Genomic DNA, 16,789 nt, shown 5'->3' with positions numbered 1-16,789 from the left:
TAACTGACCCCATCATCAGGAACCATCGGGAATCGTGGAAGAAGGCACTTCAAAGGAACCGAGTCACTCCTGCTGCACCGAGGAGGCGTTCCAGTGGGACACCCGGGAGGACTGCGACGTCCGGCAGATCCTGGATCGGATCGGGGACAAGTGGTCGCTCCTGGTGATCGCGCTGCTGGACAACCGGTGCATGCGGTTCACCGAGCTGAAGAAGACGATCGATGGGATCAGCCAACGGATGCTGACGGTCACGCTCCGGCAGCTGGAACGTGACGGACTGGTCAGCCGGACGGTCCACCCGGTCGTGCCGCCACGGGTCGACTACGAGCTCACGCCGCTCGGCGTGACGTTGCATGCGACGATCCAGTCGCTCGTCACCTGGACCGAGACCCATCAGGCGGAGATCGCTACGGCTCGGGCGAGGTACGACGCGGTCTCGTGAAGCTTGCCGGGTGCCGAGGTACGACGATCAGCGTCAGCCCGGCCGCGCCGACCGCCAGCGCCGCCAGCAGGTTCAGCGTGGTCGGCAGGCCGATCGCGAGCGTGATCGCGGGCGCGACCAGCCCGCCGAGCAGCAACGCCAGCGAGTCCGCGGCGAAGAAGATCGCGCCGACGCTGGCCAGTACCGCAGACGGGGCCGCGCGCTGGATCGTCGTACCGGCGGTGATCAGCAGGATGCTGCCCGGGAAGCCGATCAGCACCGCGGCGGCGACGGCGATCGGGACGCTCGGGGCGTTGAAGAGGGCGAAGTACGCCGCGGCGCTGGCAAGCTGGGTGACTGTCAGGAGTTCGCGGATGCCGAGCAGGCGGGCGGCGCGGGTGCTGAGGGCGGCGCCGACGAGGTACCCGGCGCCGAGGCCGGAGATCAGGTAGCCGACGACGTACCCGGGTGCGTGCAGGCGGTCGACGGTGAACGGGACCAGCAGGGCGGTGAGGCCGGCGTTCGCGGTCAGGAAGACGGTTTGGCCGATCAGGATGCCGCGGAGCGCGCGGTGTTCGACGGCGGCGCGGAGACCTTCGAGGGGGCGTGGCGGTACGGCGGTGGTCGCGTGGCGGCGGGTGCGGACGGTGGCGATCACGGCTGCGGATACGAGGTAGCTGACGATGTCGAGCGCCAGGACGAACTCGATCCCGGGGCCGGCGAGGAGCAGGGCGCCGAGCGGTGGCGCGGCCAGGCGGAGGACGCTGCCGGTGACGGCGTTCAGGGCGTTGGCCGCGGCCAGTTCGTCGCCGGTGCCGACGACGGCCGGGAGCAGCGCTCGGGCGGCCGGCCGGAAGACCGTGGTCGCGGTGTTTTCCAGCAGGATCGCGAGATAGATGAGCCAGACGTGGTCGCGGTCCGCGAACAGGATCAGCGCGACCGTGCCGGCGCTGACGAGATCGGCGATCCACATCGCACGGGCGAGGTCCCAGCGGTCGAGGAGTACGCCGGCCCAGGGGCCGATGAGCAGGGCGGGGAGTGCTTCGAGGGCCAGGGTCAGGCCGGTGGCGACGGTGGAGCCGGTGAGCGTGAAGACGTACACCGGGATCGCGACCACCAGCAGCCACGATCCGATGCCGGAGACGGCGCCGCTGAGCCAGAGCCGTCGGAAGTCTCGGTTCCTCACGGCTCGAGAATCTATCTTGAGGAGATAGACATCGGCAAGACTGTTTTGTGAGAATAGGTCGCATGGAGCTTGGCGACGTACTGCGGGACCGCCGGAAGGCCGCCGGCCGGACCATCGCGTCGGTGGCGGTCGACGCGGGGCTGTCGGTCCCGTACATCGCGAACCTGGAGAACGGCCGCGGCAATCCCACCCTCGCCGCCCTCGACCGCCTGGCGACGGCGCTCGGCGCCCGCCTCGAAGTCCGCATCGACGACGAGGAGCCCGCCCCACCTCCGTCCGTCGCCGCGGACCTGGTCGCAGCCTCCGACCGAGCCGGCAAGGTCCTCAAATCCCTGGGCCGCTCCCACGCCACGGCCCGGCGAGACCTCATCACTACCCTCGACACCCTCCAGTCCCTCCTCGGCCATCCACCCACCTCCGCAGACCTGAACCGCCTCCTGGATCTCGTCCAGCTCAGCCAGCCGGAACTCGGCTGACGTAGGGTCCGCGGTGTGGAGATCGGGGCGCGGATCGCGCGGGCGCAGGTAGAGGGGCTGGGACGGTCGCGGCGGCAGATTGTCGCGGGGCCGTTGGCAGGGATGCTGCACGACCGGGACGACTGGTACCTGTCGACGATGGTCGCCGCCGAGCCGGGGGACCCGTTCGGCCTGGACGACCTCCCGTGGGCGCTCGAGACGATCCGCCAGGCGTTCGCGGCCGAGGGGCGCTGGCTGAGCGCGGAGCTGGTCGAGGAGGCGAACCCCGGCCTGGCCGAGGCCCTCGAGGCGAACGGCATGACGATCGTCTCCCGCCTGCCGCTCCTCGTCGTCGAGCCCGCCGACCTGATCCTCCCCGACCTGCCGAACGGCGTGACCGTGCGGGTTGTCGCGTCCGAGAGCGACCAGAAGGTTGCCGACGCGGTGTCCTCGGAGGCGTACGAGATGCCCGACTCCGGCTTCGCGTTCAAGCCCGACCCGGTCGACGGCGGCGCGGTCCTCGTGTACGTCGACGACGTACCGGTCGCCACCGCCGCCTGGACCGCGGTCGCGGACGCGGTCACCGAGGTCGCCGGCGTCGGCACCGTCCACAGCCACCGGCGCCGCGGGTACGGCGGTATCGCGACGGCGTACGCGACCGCGAAGGCGTTCGAGCTCGGCGGCGCGACGCTCGCCTGGCTGACCCCGGGCGACGACGGCGCGGACCGCGTGTACCGCCGGCTCGGCTACGCGCCGAAGGCAACCGCCGTGCACCTCGGCGACCCGGGCGGGCACCTCGCCGACCTCCGCTGACCGGCCCGATGCAACGCCGCGGCCTCCCCGGCTCGTATCGAGGGGGACAAGCGGAGAGCGGGAGGACGACGGGTGGACCGGGACCAGGAGTATGTCGAGTTCGTGGCAGCGGCGGGCGGTGCGTTACGCCGTACCGCGTTCCTGGTGTGCGGGGACTGGCACCGGGCCGACGACGTCGTACAGGAATCGCTGGTCAAGCTCTACCGGTCGTGGACGAAAGTGGACCGGCAGGGCAATCCGCTGGCGTACGCGCGGCGGATCGTCGTCAACACGGCCCTGGACAGCGGCCGGCGCTCCTGGCGCCGGGAAGTGCCGACCGCTGACCTGTCGACCGACCGGGTCCGGCCGGGCGACCACGCGGACCTCGCCGGCGATCAGGCCGAGCGTGACGAGCTGCTGACCGCGCTCGGATCGCTCGCACCCCGGCAGCGCGCCTGCGTCGTGCTCCGGTACTACGAGGACCTGTCGGTCGAGCAGACCGCCGCGATCCTCGGGTGCTCGGCGGGTACGGTGCGCAGCCAGTCGGCCCGCGGTCTCGAGACTCTCCGGAACGCCATCGATCGGAACCGGCAGATCGGCCGGACCCGGTGAAGGAGAACGAGATGGACGACATCGGCGCCGAACTCCGGCGGCTGGCGAACACCGACCCGCTGGACCCGATCGACGGGCACGACCTACTGACCCGCGGCCGGCGCAGCCGTCGCCGGCGCAGGCTGCTGTCGGCCGGCGGCGGCATCGTGGGCGTCGCGGCGGTCGCCGTCGCGGCGAGCCTGCTGCCGCACGCCGGTACGGCCTCCGACCAGCCTGCGGTCAGCGGCCCACGGACGCCGGCGACGACGGCCAAGCAGGCTGACTTCACGGCCGTACCGGGCGTCCCGCGCGGCGAGGCCGGGATCGGCCTGAAGCTGTCGAAGGCCGACGCGATGCGGCTGTGCGAGGTCAGGTATCCGCAGTACCACCAGCCCTTCCGGGCGAACTTTCCGTGGCGGACGACGATGACCGTCATGCGGCAACTGACGACCGGTGATCCCGCCGCCGCCTCGCTGTGCACGATTCCCGGCGGCGACCGGCCGTCGGCCGCGCTGATCGCGGCCGCGCAGCAGGACCCGCTGCCGACGACCGAGGCAGGGCAGCTCCGCAACTGCTCGGTGCAGTTCTGGAGTGACCTCACCAAGTGGAAGGTCGTCGCCCGCGAGACGCAGCCGGGGGCTGGTGCGTCCCTGATCGCGCTGTCGCCGTCCGGCCGGCTGGTCGCCGAGTGTCAGCTGAGGACGAAGTGGACGCCGGCCGCGGAGTCCGGGTCGGGAATCTACCCGGTCGCGACGCTCACTCCGCAGCCGTTCGACCAGAACTTCGACCTGCCCGGTGGTCAGCAGTGCGCGACGATCAAGCCCTGCCCGGGCTGGGCGTACCTGGACAGCGGCCGGGTCGCGTCGAACATCGCCAGGATCCGGATCGAGCCGGTCGCCGGCGGCAAGCACGACATCCCGGTCACCGACGGCTGGTACGCCGTGGCCTGGCTGAACGGCAACAAGCAAGGCCTCCCGGACGCGAAGCTCACCGCGTACGACAAGCACGGGAACGTCCTGAAGGTCGTCAACCACTAGGGCTGCGGGATCCGGGTGAGTGTGGTGTGCAGCGTCTTGTAGGCCGCCCGGGCGGTGAGGCGGCCGGCGGCGACCGAGTCGCCGGCCGTGCGGCCGAGGGAGATCAGCGTGCTGGCCAGCCAGTGCACCGGCAGTTCGCGGGTGATCTCGCCTTCGCGCTGGCCGCGGCGGATCAGCTGCTCGAGGCGCTCCGCCACCGGGTCGTGGCCGGCCGGTACGTGCAGCAGCAGCGGGTGCCGTTCGAACGTCCGCCAGGCCAGGTCGATCAGCCCGAGCGTGTTGCCGAACGCCGAACCGTGATCGAGGTCCAGGTCGTCGACGGCCCGCAGCGTCTCCGCGGTGAGCTCGCCGAGTACGGCGTTCAGCAGCGCGTCGCGGGACGGGAAGTGCGCGTACACGGTCTGCCGGGTGACGTGCGCGGCCTCGGCGATCCGCTCCAGCCCGGCGTCCGGGTGCTCGTCGAGCAGCTCGAGCGCCGCGGCCAGGATCGCCGAACGACTGCGCTCCGCGTCCGCGCGACGCCGACGTACCGGCTCGTTCTCTGACACCCTGTCAAGGTTAGCCGTACTACGTCGGGCGTACCGGGCAAGCCGCCCAGTGGCGGACGCCACGCCGGTGGAGCGCGCGGCAGGCTCACGGCATGGACCTTCGTCGCCTCTTCGCCGCGGTCGGCGGGCTCGCCGTGGCCGTCTCGTCCCAGATCGCAGTGCCCGCGGATGCCACCACGGTCGTACGCACCACCGCCGGACTCGTCCGCGGAACGGTCGCCGATGACCATCGCGAGTACCTCGGCATCCCGTACGCTGCACCGCCCGTCGGCCCGCTGCGCTGGCGATCGCCGCGGCCGGCACCGCACTGGCCCGGTGTCAGGGACGCGACCCGACCCGGGCCGAGCTGCCCACAGTTCGCCCCGGACGGCAGTGGTGTGACGGGCCAGGAGGACTGCCTGAACCTCAACGTCTGGGCACCCGCCCGCGTCGGGAGCCGGCTGCCGGTCGTCGTGTGGATCCCCGGCGGAGGGTTCGTGACCGGCGCCGGCAGCCAGTACGACCCGACGCGACTCGTCACCCAGGGCGGCGTCGTCGTGGTCACGCTGAACTACCGCCTGGGAGCGTTGGGGTTCCTCCGGTCTCCGGCGCTGGCCGCCGAGGACCGGGCCGCGGGCACCTACGGTCTCGCCGACCAGCAGGCGGCGCTGCGATGGATACGCCGTGACATCGCGGCATTCGGCGGCGATCCGCACAACGTCACGGTTGCCGGCCAGTCGGCCGGTGGATTCAGCGTCTGCGCGCACCTGGCGGCACCCGCCTCCCGCGGGCTGTTCGACAAGGCCGTCGCGCAGAGCGGTCCGTGCGGCAACCCGCTGGTCACCCGGCCTGAGGCGGAACGTCGCGGTACGGACGCCGCCGCCGCGCTCGGCTGTGCGCCCGGTGACCTCGCCTGCCTGCGCTCGAAGCCCGCTGCCGATCTCGTCCGGCTCGGTGCGGACAAGGTGTTCACCGACACCGCTCCGATCAGCGCGCTGCCGTGGCTGCCGGTTGCCGGGACTGCGTTGCTGCCGGAGCAGCCGATCGCCGCGATCCAGGACGGCACGGCAGCTCGGGTGCCGTTCGTCCACGGCGGTACGCGCGACGAGATGTCGATCTTCGTGGCGTTGAACCACGGCACCGAACGCCCGCTCACGGCGGATCAGTACGCCGCCGCAGTACAAGAGCTGTTCGGCTCCGACGGCGCCGCCGTACTGCGCAGGTATCCGGTCGGCCGCTACCCGAGCCCGGGCGAGGCGCTGTACCGGGTGCTCAGCGACTGGGGCGGGAAGCTCGGGTCGTGTTCGATGCTGCCCGCCGACGACGGGATGGCCCGCAGCGGTCCGGTGTATGCGTACGAGTTCGCCGAGGACAGCGGGCCGGTACACGGGATGCCGTTCCCGCTCGGGGCGCCGCACGGCAGCGATACGCAGTACCTTTTCGACGGCACGTTCTCGCCGACGCACCCGCACACCCCGGAGCAGCGGGCACTCGCCCGGAGCATGGTGGCGTACCTGGCGCATTTCGCCGCCACGGGTGACCCGAACGGGCCGGGGCTGCCGCGTTGGCCGGCGTACCGGCACGGCACTGTCCTGTCACTCGCGGGCGGCCCGGACGGCATCGCGCCGACCGACCTCGACCGCGAGCATCAGTGCGGTTTCTGGCGCACCGTCCTCCGGTAGGTCAGCAGCGTGACGCCGCTCGGGAACGACCTGCAGCTCAGCAAGCTCAGTTGTTGTGCTTCGGGGAAGAGGCGGCGGCCGGTCGCGACAGCGGTCGGGTAGACGAAAAGGCGGTACTCGTCGACGAGACCGGCGGCGATCAACTGGTGGGTCAGGTCGATGCTCCCGGTGCAGACGATCTCGCCGCCGGCGGTCTCCTTGAGGCGGCGTACGTCGTCCAGGCCGCGCAGTACGGTCGTCGGCGTCCAGCCCGGATCCTGCAGCGTCGAGCTCACGACGTACTTCTGCACTGTGTTGAGGTACGTCGAGATCCCGGTCGGGTCGTCCGTCTGCGCCGGCCAGTAGCCGCGCAACTGCTCGAACGTCACCCGCCCGGTGAGGAACCCGTCCGCCCGCGCCATCTGCTCACGAAGCTCCGCGAGTACCTCCGTCCCACCATCAGCCGGACCGAACCAGTCCCCTGCCTCGATCACACCGTCGACGGTGACGTTCTGAGTAACAACCAGGTCGCGCATCAGGCTCCTCCTCGCAAGATCTACCCGCTACGTCGGACCCGGCCGCCCCCCTTCGACATCACCGCACCACAAATCCGGCCCCCGGACCGCATCGGCAAGCGAGCCCTCATCCATCGGCCCATCGGCACGACGCCGATCGGCACGACGCCCACCCACCCCGATTGCCCTGACCACCAGACCCGCCGCGCCTCTGACCGCCGGACCCACCGCGCGCCCGACGACCACCGCCCGAGCCCGGCCTCTGACCGCCTTGACCGTCAGACCCACCGTGTCCCGGACCGCGGGACCCACACAGCCTTGACGACCACCGCCCGAGCCCCGCCTGGCCGCCTTGACCGCCGCCGGAGGCCCTGGCCGCCTGACCCCGTCCGCGCCCTTCGACGTCAGCGGACCGTGAAGCCGGCCTTGCGGAAGGCGTCGGCGAGTGAGGTTTCGTCCATCGGGGTGTCGGCCTGCCGGCCGCCGCGGTTGCCCTGACCGCCGGACCCGCCGCGCCCCTGACCACCGCCGCCCGGCCCACGCCCCTGACCGCCGCCTGACCCGCGACCCTGGCCGCCCGCGCCACCGCCGCCCGGCCCACGCCCCTGACCGCCGCCTGACCCGCGACCCTGGCCGCCCGCGCCACCGCCGCCTGGCCCACGACCCTGGCCGCCTTGACCGCCGCCGCCCGGACCGCGGCCCTGACCTGCGCCGCCACCCGGACCACGGCCCTGGCCGCCTTGACCGCGCCCCTGCCCCTGACCACCGCGGGCGCCGCCCTGACCCGCGCCTTGGTTTCCGCGGTTCTGACCGCCGCGACCACCAGAGACGCCGACCTCGTCGTCCAACCGCAGCGTCAGCGAGATCCGCTGCCGCGGAATGTCGACCTCCAGAACCTTGACCGTCACGATGTCCCCGACCTTGACGACCTCGCTCGGCTCCTTCACGAAGTTCTTCGACAGCGCCGACACATGCGCCAGCCCGTCCTGGTGCACACCGATGTCGATGAACGCACCGAACGCCGCCACGTTGGTGACCTGACCCTCGAGCCGCATCCCCGGCTTCAGGTCCGCGATCTTGTCCACACCCTCCGCGAACACCGCGGTCTTGAACGCCGGCCGCGGGTCCCGCCCGGGCTTCTCCAGCTCGGCCAGGATGTCGGTCACGGTCGGCAGCCCGAACATGTCGTCGACGAAGTCCGCCGCCTTCAGCCGCTTCAGCTCCGCGGACCCGATCAGCGCCTTCACGTCCGACCCGGTCGCGTCCAGGATCCGCCGTACGACGGGATACGCCTCCGGGTGCACGCTGGACGCGTCGAGCGGGTCGTCGCCGTCGGGGATCCGGAGGAACCCGGCCGCCTGCTCGAACGCCTTCGGGCCGAGCCGCGCCACCTCGCGGAGCGCCGTACGGGAGCTGAACGGGCCGTTCACGTCGCGGTGCTGGACGATGTTGTCGGCCAGGCCGGGGGTGATGCCGGAGACCCGGGTGAGCAGCGGCGCGGACGCCGTGTTCAGGTCGACGCCGACCGCGTTCACACAGTCCTCGACGACCGCGTCCAGCGAACGGGACAGCGAGTTCTCCGGGAGGTCGTGCTGGTACTGCCCGACGCCGATCGACTTCGGGTCGATCTTCACCAGCTCAGCCAGCGGGTCCTGCAGCCGGCGCGCGATCGAGACCGCGCCGCGCAGCGACACGTCCATCCCGGGCAGCTCCTGGGACGCGAACGCGGACGCCGAGTACACCGACGCGCCGGCCTCGCTGACGACCGCCTTGGTGAGCTTGAGCTCGGGGTGCTTCGCGATCAGCTCGGCGGCCAGCTTGTCGGTCTCGCGGGACGCCGTACCGTTGCCGATGGCAATCAGCTCGACGTTGTGCGCGGCCGCCAGCGCGGCGAGCGTGGCGATCGACTTGTCCCATTGGTTCTGCGGGACGTGCGGGTAGATGACGCCGGTGTTCACGACCTTGCCGGTGGCGTCCACGACGGCGACCTTCACGCCGGTCCGGAAGCCCGGGTCGAGGCCCATCGTCGCCCGCGTACCGGCCGGGGCGGCCAGCAGCAGGTCGCGCAGGTTCGACGCGAACACCCGGATCGCCTCGTCCTCGGCGACCTGCCGCAACCGCATCCGCAGGTCGATGCCCAGGTGCACCAGGATCTTCGTCCGCCACGCCCAGCGGACCGTCTCCACCAGCCACTTGTCGGCCGGGCGGCCCTGGTTCTCGATGCCGACCTTGCGGGCGATGGTCGTCTCGTACTCCGTCGGCCCGTCGACCTCGACGCCGGCCGGCAGCGGCTCGACGGAGATCGTCAGTACGTCCTCCTTCTCGCCACGGAACAGCGCCAGGATCCGGTGCGACGGCATCTTCGTGAACGGCTCGTCGAACTCGAAGTAGTCCGAGAACTTGGCGCCGTCGGTCTCCTTGCCCTCCCGTACGGCGGACGCCAGCCGGCCCTGCTCCCACAGCCGCTCGCGGAGCTCACCGATCAGGTCGGCGTCCTCGGCGAACCGCTCGACCAGGATCGACCGGGCACCGTCGAGCGCCGCCTGCGGGTCGGGGACCTCGGCGTTCACGAACACCGCGGCGGCCGCGATCGGCTCGACGTCCGGGTCCGCCATCAGCCCGTCGGCGAGCGGCTCGAGACCGTTCTCCCGGGCGATCATCGCCTTCGTCCGGCGCTTCGGCTTGAACGGCAGGTAGATGTCCTCCAGCCGGGACTTGGTGTCCGCGGCGAGGATCTGCTCCTTCAGCGCGTCGTCTAGCTTGCCCTGGCTGTTGACGGACTCCAGCACCGTCTGCCGGCGTTCCTCCAGCTCCCGCAGGTACCGCAAGCGTTCCTCGAGGGTCCGCAGCTGGGCGTCGTCCAGCATCCCGGTGACCTCTTTGCGGTACCGCGCGATGAACGGGACCGTCGAGCCCTCGTCCAGCAGCGCCACCGCTGCCCGCACCTGGTTCTCCCCGACCTCCAACTCGCCGGCGATCCGCTGCTCGATCGACTGCACGACCACGTCCGTTCCCCTCTACGTCCACCAACCACCGAGCATTCTGCCCCGGCCAGGCCCCATATCCTTCCCCATCCCACCCCCCACCCCGAAACCCGTCCCATTCCCCCTGTGGACAACCCCATGCGATCATCCCGCTGGGGAGGAACACATGGGCCAGTTCAGCAGGTACGTCGAGAGCGGCGATCCACCGCCGGTCCTCAGGCGCGGATTCTTGATCATCGTGCCGTGCGCCGCGGTCCTGAACGCGATCTTCGCCCGGCAGCTCGACGAGATTCTGATCGCCGTCATGATCACGGTGCAGTTTCTCCCGGCCGGCATCGCCCCGAACCGACAGCGCACCGCCGTCGAGGCGCTGAACCGCCGCCCGTTCCTCCGCACCGCGTTGTGGTGCATCCTCGGCATCGGCTGGTTGTTCGTCGTGCTCTCCCAGTCCCTCAGCCGCCTGACCAGCCTGTACATCGCGATCCCAGCAACCCTCGCCCTAACAGCAGCCGCCGCCGCCCTCGGACACAAGCGCCGCCGCTCCACCCAGGCCGCCCAGCCGTGAAGCCCGCCGTACGACGACTAGCCGAGGGCTTCCTGTCCTTCGACGACGCCATCGCCCGGCGAGCCTCCCAGCGACCTGGGCGCACGAGGCGCCTCCTCGCGCTGGCCGTTGCCCTGGTCAGCCTGTACGAGCTGACCGGCGCGAAGACCTGGCACGACGGGCTTTCTGCTGCCTCAGTGCTCCTGTGGGCAAGTATGCTGGCAATCGCACCACGCGGCCTGTGGGACGGACGTGCTCAGTTGTGGTCGAAGAACCACCCACTCCTGTGGTGGCCGGCAACCGCGCTGTTCGTGAGCGCCGCAGGCTTCCTGGCCGTCTCAGGGTTCACCGAGGACTGGAAGTTCAGTGTGGTGATGGTGGTCGTCCTCGTCAGTCTCGTGGTCGTCAGAGCCGTCGCGTCCAGCCTCAAACACCCTTCGTCCTCTTGACTACAGTCGAGTTCGCGACCTCGGACGGCAGACAGGTGCCGCGGACCGGCACCCGCTACGCCATGCCGCTCCAGGTCGTCTACCGAGCCTTGGATCCCTCCGCCGTGCTCGCGCGCCGCGACACGGAGCGCTGGCTCGCGCAACGTGACAGACGTTTGGCGTACGGCGCCCTTGTCCGTCAGCGGCGCCCGCCGTCGCGGGCTTGCCTGGTGGACGTGGTACTCGGCCGGTACGGCGAACTCCCCGTGAGTGGTCACGGGGAGTTCGGTGGGGTGGAGGGTCAGGCGGCTTCGCAGAGGAGTTCGGGTTCGGGGTCTTCCGTTGCGGCTGCCTGCTTGGTGGGGCGCATGACGGTTACCGCGATGGCGACCGAGGCGGCCACGATGGCGGCGGCTACGCCGAAGGAGAAGTGGTAGCCGTCGGTCAGGGCGTCCAGCGGGGACTTGGTGCTGGCGGCGGTGCGGGTGGCGGACAGCGTGGCCAGGATCGCCAGGCCGAGGGCTGCGCCGACCTCGCCCATCGTGCCGATCAGACCGCTGGCCAGGCCGGCGTCCTCCGGCTTCACGTCCGACATCGACAGGCCCATCAGCGCCGGGAAGCAGATGCCGCCGCCCAGGCCGAGAAGTACCAGCACAGGCAGTACGTGGACGAAGTAGTTGCCACCGACCGGCGCCTGCGTGAACAGGGCGAGCCCGACGACGATCAGCGACAGCCCGGCGATCAGCGGGCGGCGCGGGCCGAACCGCATGACCAGCTTCTCGGAGTACTTCACCGACAGGAGCCCCATCACCACGGTGGTCGGCAGGAAGGCCAGGCCGATCTCCAGGGCGTCGTACCCGAGGACACGCTGCAGGTAGAGCGACCCCAGGAAGAAGATGCCGAACATCCCGGAGCTGGACAGCGCCTGGACCAGGTTGGCGCCGGTCAGCGTGCGGGAGCGGAAGATACGCAGCGGGACCAGCGGGTTCGCCGCAGTCGCCTCACGGACGATGAACAGCGCCAGCAGCACCAGCGTGACCGCAGCCAGGACCAGTGTGCGCGGTGCGGTCCAGCCCAGCTCGGCCGCGGGCTTCACGATCGTGAACACACCCACCATCAGCGCACCGGTGATCAGTACAGCCCCCGGTACGTCGGTACCGCGTCCCAGCCCGAGGCCCTTGTCCTTCTCGATCAGCTTTACCGCCAGGGCGGTCGTCAGTACGCCGATGGGCAGGTTCACGAAGAAGATCCAGTGCCAGCTGATCGCTTGCGTCAGTACGCCGCCAGCCAGCAGACCAATGGACCCACCGGCGGACGCCACGAACGCATACATGCCGATCGCCTTCGCCTGCTCCCGCGGCTCGGGGAACAGCGTCACGATCATGCCCAGGATCACCGCCGAAGTCAGCGCACCGCCGACGCCCTGGACGAAGCGTGCGATAACCAGCACCTCTTGCGAGCGTGCCAGGCCGCACAGCACCGAGGCTGCGGTGAAAACGACCAGCCCGGCCGTAAAGACGTTCCGCCGGCCAAGAAGGTCGCCCAGGCGACCAGCCAGCAGCAGGAGCCCGCCGAACGCGATCAGGTACGCGTTCACCACCCACGCGAGCGAGGAGCTCGTGAAGCCCAGGTCGTCCTGGATGGCGGGCAGGGCCACGTTCACTACGGTCACGTCGAGGACGATCATCAACATGCCCGCGCAGAGTGTGTAGAGCGCCAACCAGCGCGAGCGGCCGCCCTGCGCGGCCGGCGTCGTCGCCAGGGTCTCGGTCGTCGCGTACATTCCGGTTCTCCTTGCAGTTCGTCGTAGTGGCCTTACACCTCTACGTCGAACCGGGACAGCTCAGATTGACACGTCTTCAGAAGTTTTTTGCCGCCGCGGTCGAGACAGCCAGTACGCCGTGAGCGCCGGGACCAGGCCGCTCCCGACTACGAGCAAGGTCGGCACCTGCGACGCCAGGGCGAACCAGGTGAGCAGGATGACGACACTGCCGGCCACCGGAAGCGGGCGGCGCAGCAGGAACAGGCTGGCCGACTTGAACAGCGTCTTCATGGTGGCCGTGGCAGGTGCTTCCGGGAGGATCGCCAGGCCGCTCAGGTAGAGCCCCAGGATCATGCCGGTGAGCGGGATCAGGATCGCGAGCGCGACGATCCGCACCGGCCCCGCGGCGTACGCCCAGAAGGAGATGCCGAACGCGAGCATCAGGCCACCGGTCCACAGGCCGAACCCGGGCAGCCAGTGCTGCTTCATCATCACCCGGAACTCAGCGAAGAACCGCCGGAGCAGCCTGGGCCGCTCCTGGCTGATCGCGTCCGGCAGCACCCGCTGCATCGCGAACGCCGCCGGGAACAGGGTGAGGATGCCGACGCTGAGCACCAGGAACGTCAGCTGCAGCATGAGCAGGTCGCCGACCACCGCCAGCTTGCTCAGCACGGCACTCGTCCGGTTGGCCTTCTGCACCGATCGTCTCCTCGTTCCGTCCGGGCGGGACCTGATCGTATGATCACGAACAATCACTGACAGATCAGGGGGCTGCATGCTTGCACAGGAGCGCCACGAGCTGATCCTGCGCAGCCTGCGGCGGCACGGGCGGCTCCGGGTCGCCGATCTGGTCGACGAGCTCGGCGTCTCCGCGATCACAGTACGCCGGGACCTGGCCGAACTGGACTCCGCCGGCCTGCTCCGCCGCGTGCACGGCGGCGCGATCGGGACCTCCGCCGCCGACCAGGCGAGCCCCGGGAACCGGCTCACGATCGGCATCGTGGTGCCGAGCGCGAAGTCGTACTACTCGGATGTGATCCGCGGCGCGGAGGCGATCGCCGACCGGTACGGCGCCCGGCTGGTGCTCGGCGTGTCCGGGTACGACGTGACCGCCGAGCGTGAACGGCTGGACAAGGTGCTCGGCATCGGGGTGGCCGGCCTGCTGATCAGTACCGCGCTCGGCGACGGCGACGCGGACCGGATGGACTCCCGGCTCGACGACATCGACGTACCGGTGGTGCTGATGGAGCGGGCGTTCGGCTTCCCGGACGTGGGCCGCGAGTACGACCACGTCCGGACCGACCACGCGTACGGCGCGATGCTGGCGCTACGGCGCTTCGTGGCCCTCGGCCACCGGCGGATCGCGATCAACCTGCAGTCCACGGTCACGGCGTACTGGCTCCGCCTCGGCATCGAGGCCGCCGCGAAGGCCCTCGGCGTCGAGGTCTTCCTCTCCCCGGTCGACCTCCCCGCCCACGGCGAGGACCCCGGCGCGGTCGCCCAACTCGACGCCTTCCTCGCCGAATGCGAGTCCTTCGGCAGCCGCGCCGTCCTCGTCCACTCCGACGAACACGGCGCCAGCCTGGTAGAACGCGCCATGGACCTAGGCCTCCGCGTCCCCGAGGACCTCGCCGTCATCGCCTACAACGACGTCACCGCCTCCCTGGCGGTAGTCCCCCTCACAGCCGTCTGCCCACCCCGCCGCTCCCTGGGCGAAACCGCCTGCGACCTCCTCCTCCGCAAACTCCAGTCCCCCCGAACCCCCACCCAACACCTAAGCCTCCTCCCCACCCTCAACACCCGAACCTCCTGCGGCACAGCAGAACAACCTCTTCCCCGGTAAATTCAGAGGACTGCACCAGAACCGGGGAGAGCCAAGATGGAGTACGCGGAGTTCGAGGTCGAATACAAGCGGCTGTCCGAGCTGATCATGAGCGGCCGCAGCGACCAGATCCAGCCTGCGGACATCACCCGGCTCCGCGCGCTGGCCTCCCAGATCGATGACGAGGACGACCGAGAGGACGCCCTCCTGGAGGTCTCGGGAACCGAATACGTTCTCGCTCAAGGCCCTGATGACGAGCCACCGTCGGAGATCGTCAGGCAGGCACGTGCCGTGTACGCCGAAGCCGACCGCAACGACGGCACCGCAGCCGAACGCCTGGCCCGCGCAGAGGCGGGCATGCGAGAACTCGAGCGGATCGCGCAAGCCGGCGATCCGGACGAGCGGCGGGCGATCGGCTCCCTCGAGCACACACTGATGATGCTGATCGGCGCCTTGCGTAACGAAGCGCGATGAAAGTCACGACGTTCCGGGAGCTGATGCGCGAGCAGGCGAACGCCGCCGTGCAGGTCTCGGGCGCTCACCACTCGTCCTGGAACGGACGCCTCGGAGCACCGATCGCCCCCGGATCGGACCTGGGCGGTACGGCGAACTGGGACAACTCGATCTCCTACAACCCGCGGCATGTGGACGAGCGCCTTCAAGAGATGTTCCGCAACAGCCGGGTACACAATCAGGACCGTTCCGAGCTGGTCGGATACCGCGACGCGATGCGGGTGGTGCTGCACGAGAACGTGCACATGTTGTCGTCCGAGGGCCGGGACCATGCGCAGTCGCAGGCAGCCTTCACAACAAGTCCGGGCGTACGCCCGCTCGAGGAGGGCGTGACCGAGCTCTACTCTCACCAGGCACTGAACGACTACATCGACGAACTGGGAGTCGATCAGGTCGCGCCGGGGATCAAGGACGTCAAGAGTGGGCAGGTCTACAAGAACTTCACACCTGCGGTCGAGGCCTTCGCCGAGACGGTAGGGCAGAAGTCCGGTATGCAGCGCGAAGAGGTCATCAAGTCACTGGCCGTGGTACCTGCTGATCAGAAGTTCCAAGTGGCCGCGGCGGCGATGTACGACAACAGCCGCTTGCCCGGGATCCTCCCGGAAGACCAGCGACAGGCAGCCATCGGAAAGATCGCGACGGCAATGAGCTCGGAATTCGGCCGGGTGACGAAGCTCCCCGAGGGAACTGGGGCCGATGCACGGCGCAAGATCGGTGTGGATGCCGCCGCTCAAGGGTCGAAGGTGATGACCCAACTGAAGAAGCAATGGCAGATGCCGGCGCCAGGGCAGCAGGTGCAGCGTGGGGTTGGTGCTGAGCAGCAGCAGACTGCCCAGCGCGGTCAGGGGCGTCAGGCGGACCTGGGCCAGGGCCGTCTGTCGCAGCAGGGCCCAGGCACTCAGCCCGGTGCCGGTCAGGGGCGTGGTCAGGGCTCGCAGCCCGGGACGGGACAAGCGCCGCAGCCAGGTCGTGGGCAAGGGACGCAAGGCGCGGGGAGTCCGGCTGCGCTTCCGCCGGATATTGCGGCGGCGGCTCGCGCCGGGCTGTCCGGGCCGCCGTTGGCCTCCGCCAGCCGCCTTAGTCCTGATCGGCAAGGTGCCCGAGGGACTAGCTCAACCACCCCAGGCGTCCAGCGCCAAGGCCCTGAAACGCAACGCTGATAGGAGCCGAGAGGCAGCGAATGCAGTACGACGAGTTCAGGACGGCGTACGACCCGGTGTTCGACGTTCTGGATGCCAAGACCTTGCCTGACTGGCTGCCCGGCGCCGTGGCGCGGTTGAAGGAACTTGCTCGCTGGCGGCGACGATCGAGGACCCCGCCGCACCGCGGAGTTCGACATCGCGGATGTCGAGGGCAAGCCGGCATGACGGCCATCGGTGAGCTGGCCGAGGCAAACCCCGGTGACAAGTCCGCGATGCTGGATCTGAACGAGTCTCTCTACATGCGTGTCCTCTCGCTGCAATCGGGTCACACGTGAAAACGAACCTCCAACGCTCAACCCCCGGCGACACCGCGGAAGGTGCCCGACCCGGTAACTTGTAGGACGGAATC

The 16,789-nt window shown here is 70.0% G+C and carries 18 protein-coding genes; 12 read left to right on the top strand and 6 right to left on the bottom strand.

Features of this window, described 5'->3' with window-relative positions:
• Positions 1 to 34: 34 nt before the first annotated feature.
• Positions 35 to 442, top strand: a complete 408-nt coding sequence (locus ACQHIV_RS28280) for a winged helix-turn-helix transcriptional regulator (protein WP_427886701.1) — start codon at positions 35 to 37, stop codon at positions 440 to 442.
• Here ACQHIV_RS28280 and ACQHIV_RS28275 read toward each other — a convergent pair.
• Positions 408 to 1,607: an MFS transporter gene (locus tag ACQHIV_RS28275; RefSeq protein WP_427886699.1), complete on the bottom strand. Its 1,200-nt coding sequence runs from the start codon at positions 1,605 to 1,607 to the stop codon at positions 408 to 410. The two genes, ACQHIV_RS28280 and ACQHIV_RS28275, sit on opposite strands and share 35 nt — an antisense overlap.
• Before the next feature lie 62 nt (positions 1,608 to 1,669).
• Here ACQHIV_RS28275 and ACQHIV_RS28270 point away from each other — a divergent pair, with 62 nt between their 5' ends.
• The 4 genes from ACQHIV_RS28270 to ACQHIV_RS28255 all read left to right on the top strand — a co-directional run bounded on the left by ACQHIV_RS28270 (position 1,670) and on the right by ACQHIV_RS28255 (position 4,482).
• Positions 1,670 to 2,083, top strand: coding sequence for a helix-turn-helix domain-containing protein (locus ACQHIV_RS28270; protein WP_427886697.1), 414 nt, complete (start codon positions 1,670 to 1,672; stop codon positions 2,081 to 2,083).
• Between the two features lie 15 nt (positions 2,084 to 2,098).
• Positions 2,099 to 2,875, top strand: a complete 777-nt coding sequence (locus ACQHIV_RS28265; RefSeq protein ID WP_427886695.1) for a GNAT family N-acetyltransferase — start codon at positions 2,099 to 2,101, stop codon at positions 2,873 to 2,875.
• 72 nt (positions 2,876 to 2,947) lie between these two features.
• Positions 2,948 to 3,466 carry a SigE family RNA polymerase sigma factor gene (locus ACQHIV_RS28260; RefSeq protein ID WP_427886693.1) on the top strand — a complete coding sequence of 173 codons (519 nt, stop codon included), beginning with the start codon at positions 2,948 to 2,950 and terminating at the stop codon, positions 3,464 to 3,466.
• Between the two features lie 11 nt (positions 3,467 to 3,477).
• Complete coding sequence (locus tag ACQHIV_RS28255) at positions 3,478 to 4,482, top strand: hypothetical protein (protein WP_427886692.1); 1,005 nt, start codon at positions 3,478 to 3,480, stop codon at positions 4,480 to 4,482.
• On the opposite strand, the gene ACQHIV_RS28250 is transcribed toward ACQHIV_RS28255, so the two are convergent.
• A complete protein-coding gene (locus ACQHIV_RS28250; RefSeq protein ID WP_427886690.1) occupies positions 4,479 to 5,030 on the bottom strand; it encodes a TetR/AcrR family transcriptional regulator in 552 nt (183 codons plus the stop codon). The two genes, ACQHIV_RS28255 and ACQHIV_RS28250, sit on opposite strands and share 4 nt — an antisense overlap.
• A gap of 92 nt (positions 5,031 to 5,122) precedes the next feature.
• Here ACQHIV_RS28250 and ACQHIV_RS28245 point away from each other — a divergent pair, with 92 nt between their 5' ends.
• The gene (locus ACQHIV_RS28245; protein WP_427886688.1) at positions 5,123 to 6,691 is read left to right on the top strand and encodes a carboxylesterase/lipase family protein; all 1,569 of its coding nucleotides are present in this window, start codon (positions 5,123 to 5,125) and stop codon (positions 6,689 to 6,691) included.
• Here the strand turns inward: ACQHIV_RS28245 and ACQHIV_RS28240 are convergent.
• Both ACQHIV_RS28240 and ACQHIV_RS28235 read right to left on the bottom strand, forming a co-directional pair.
• Positions 6,658 to 7,206: a dihydrofolate reductase family protein gene (locus tag ACQHIV_RS28240; RefSeq protein ID WP_427886687.1), complete on the bottom strand. Its 549-nt coding sequence runs from the start codon at positions 7,204 to 7,206 to the stop codon at positions 6,658 to 6,660. The two genes, ACQHIV_RS28245 and ACQHIV_RS28240, sit on opposite strands and share 34 nt — an antisense overlap.
• Before the next feature lie 383 nt (positions 7,207 to 7,589).
• The gene (locus ACQHIV_RS28235) at positions 7,590 to 10,184 is read right to left on the bottom strand and encodes a Tex family protein (RefSeq protein ID WP_427886686.1); all 2,595 of its coding nucleotides are present in this window, start codon (positions 10,182 to 10,184) and stop codon (positions 7,590 to 7,592) included.
• Between the two features lie 151 nt (positions 10,185 to 10,335).
• On the opposite strand from ACQHIV_RS28235, the gene ACQHIV_RS28230 reads away from it, so the two are divergent.
• Together ACQHIV_RS28230 and ACQHIV_RS28225 are read left to right on the top strand one after the other, a co-directional pair.
• Positions 10,336 to 10,734 (top strand): hypothetical protein, encoded by a 399-nt coding sequence (locus ACQHIV_RS28230; protein ID WP_427886683.1) that lies wholly within the window; start codon positions 10,336 to 10,338, stop codon positions 10,732 to 10,734.
• Positions 10,731 to 11,162 (top strand): hypothetical protein, encoded by a 432-nt coding sequence (locus ACQHIV_RS28225; protein WP_427886682.1) that lies wholly within the window; start codon positions 10,731 to 10,733, stop codon positions 11,160 to 11,162. Before ACQHIV_RS28230 ends, ACQHIV_RS28225 begins: the two co-directional genes overlap by 4 nt.
• A gap of 280 nt (positions 11,163 to 11,442) precedes the next feature.
• Here ACQHIV_RS28225 and ACQHIV_RS28220 read toward each other — a convergent pair whose 3' ends face one another.
• Together ACQHIV_RS28220 and ACQHIV_RS28215 are read right to left on the bottom strand one after the other, a co-directional pair.
• Positions 11,443 to 12,924, bottom strand: coding sequence for a DHA2 family efflux MFS transporter permease subunit (locus ACQHIV_RS28220; protein ID WP_427886680.1), 1,482 nt, complete (start codon positions 12,922 to 12,924; stop codon positions 11,443 to 11,445).
• Positions 12,925 to 12,984: 60 nt separating this feature from the next.
• Positions 12,985 to 13,602: a DUF624 domain-containing protein gene (locus tag ACQHIV_RS28215; RefSeq protein WP_427886678.1), complete on the bottom strand. Its 618-nt coding sequence runs from the start codon at positions 13,600 to 13,602 to the stop codon at positions 12,985 to 12,987.
• A 76-nt stretch (positions 13,603 to 13,678) separates the two neighbouring features.
• Here ACQHIV_RS28215 and ACQHIV_RS28210 point away from each other — a divergent pair, with 76 nt between their 5' ends.
• From ACQHIV_RS28210 to ACQHIV_RS28195, 4 genes are read left to right on the top strand one after another with little or no spacing between them, the layout of a single operon-like run.
• Positions 13,679 to 14,746, top strand: a complete 1,068-nt coding sequence (locus ACQHIV_RS28210) for a substrate-binding domain-containing protein (RefSeq protein WP_427886676.1) — start codon at positions 13,679 to 13,681, stop codon at positions 14,744 to 14,746.
• 36 nt (positions 14,747 to 14,782) lie between these two features.
• Positions 14,783 to 15,199, top strand: coding sequence for a hypothetical protein (locus tag ACQHIV_RS28205; RefSeq protein WP_427886675.1), 417 nt, complete (start codon positions 14,783 to 14,785; stop codon positions 15,197 to 15,199).
• Positions 15,196 to 16,398: a hypothetical protein gene (locus tag ACQHIV_RS28200; protein WP_427886674.1), complete on the top strand. Its 1,203-nt coding sequence runs from the start codon at positions 15,196 to 15,198 to the stop codon at positions 16,396 to 16,398. Before ACQHIV_RS28205 ends, ACQHIV_RS28200 begins: the two co-directional genes overlap by 4 nt.
• Positions 16,399 to 16,418: 20 nt before the next feature.
• Positions 16,419 to 16,715 (top strand): hypothetical protein, encoded by a 297-nt coding sequence (locus ACQHIV_RS28195; RefSeq protein WP_427886673.1) that lies wholly within the window; start codon positions 16,419 to 16,421, stop codon positions 16,713 to 16,715.
• The last annotated feature ends 74 nt before the right edge of the window (positions 16,716 to 16,789 follow it).

Origin of the sequence: Kribbella polygonati, assembly GCF_050320105.1 — a bacterium.
Taxonomy (GTDB): Bacteria; Actinomycetota; Actinomycetes; order Propionibacteriales; family Kribbellaceae; genus Kribbella.
The sequence above is the reverse complement of the archived record's forward strand: the minus strand, read 5'-3'. Positions and strand labels throughout refer to the sequence as shown.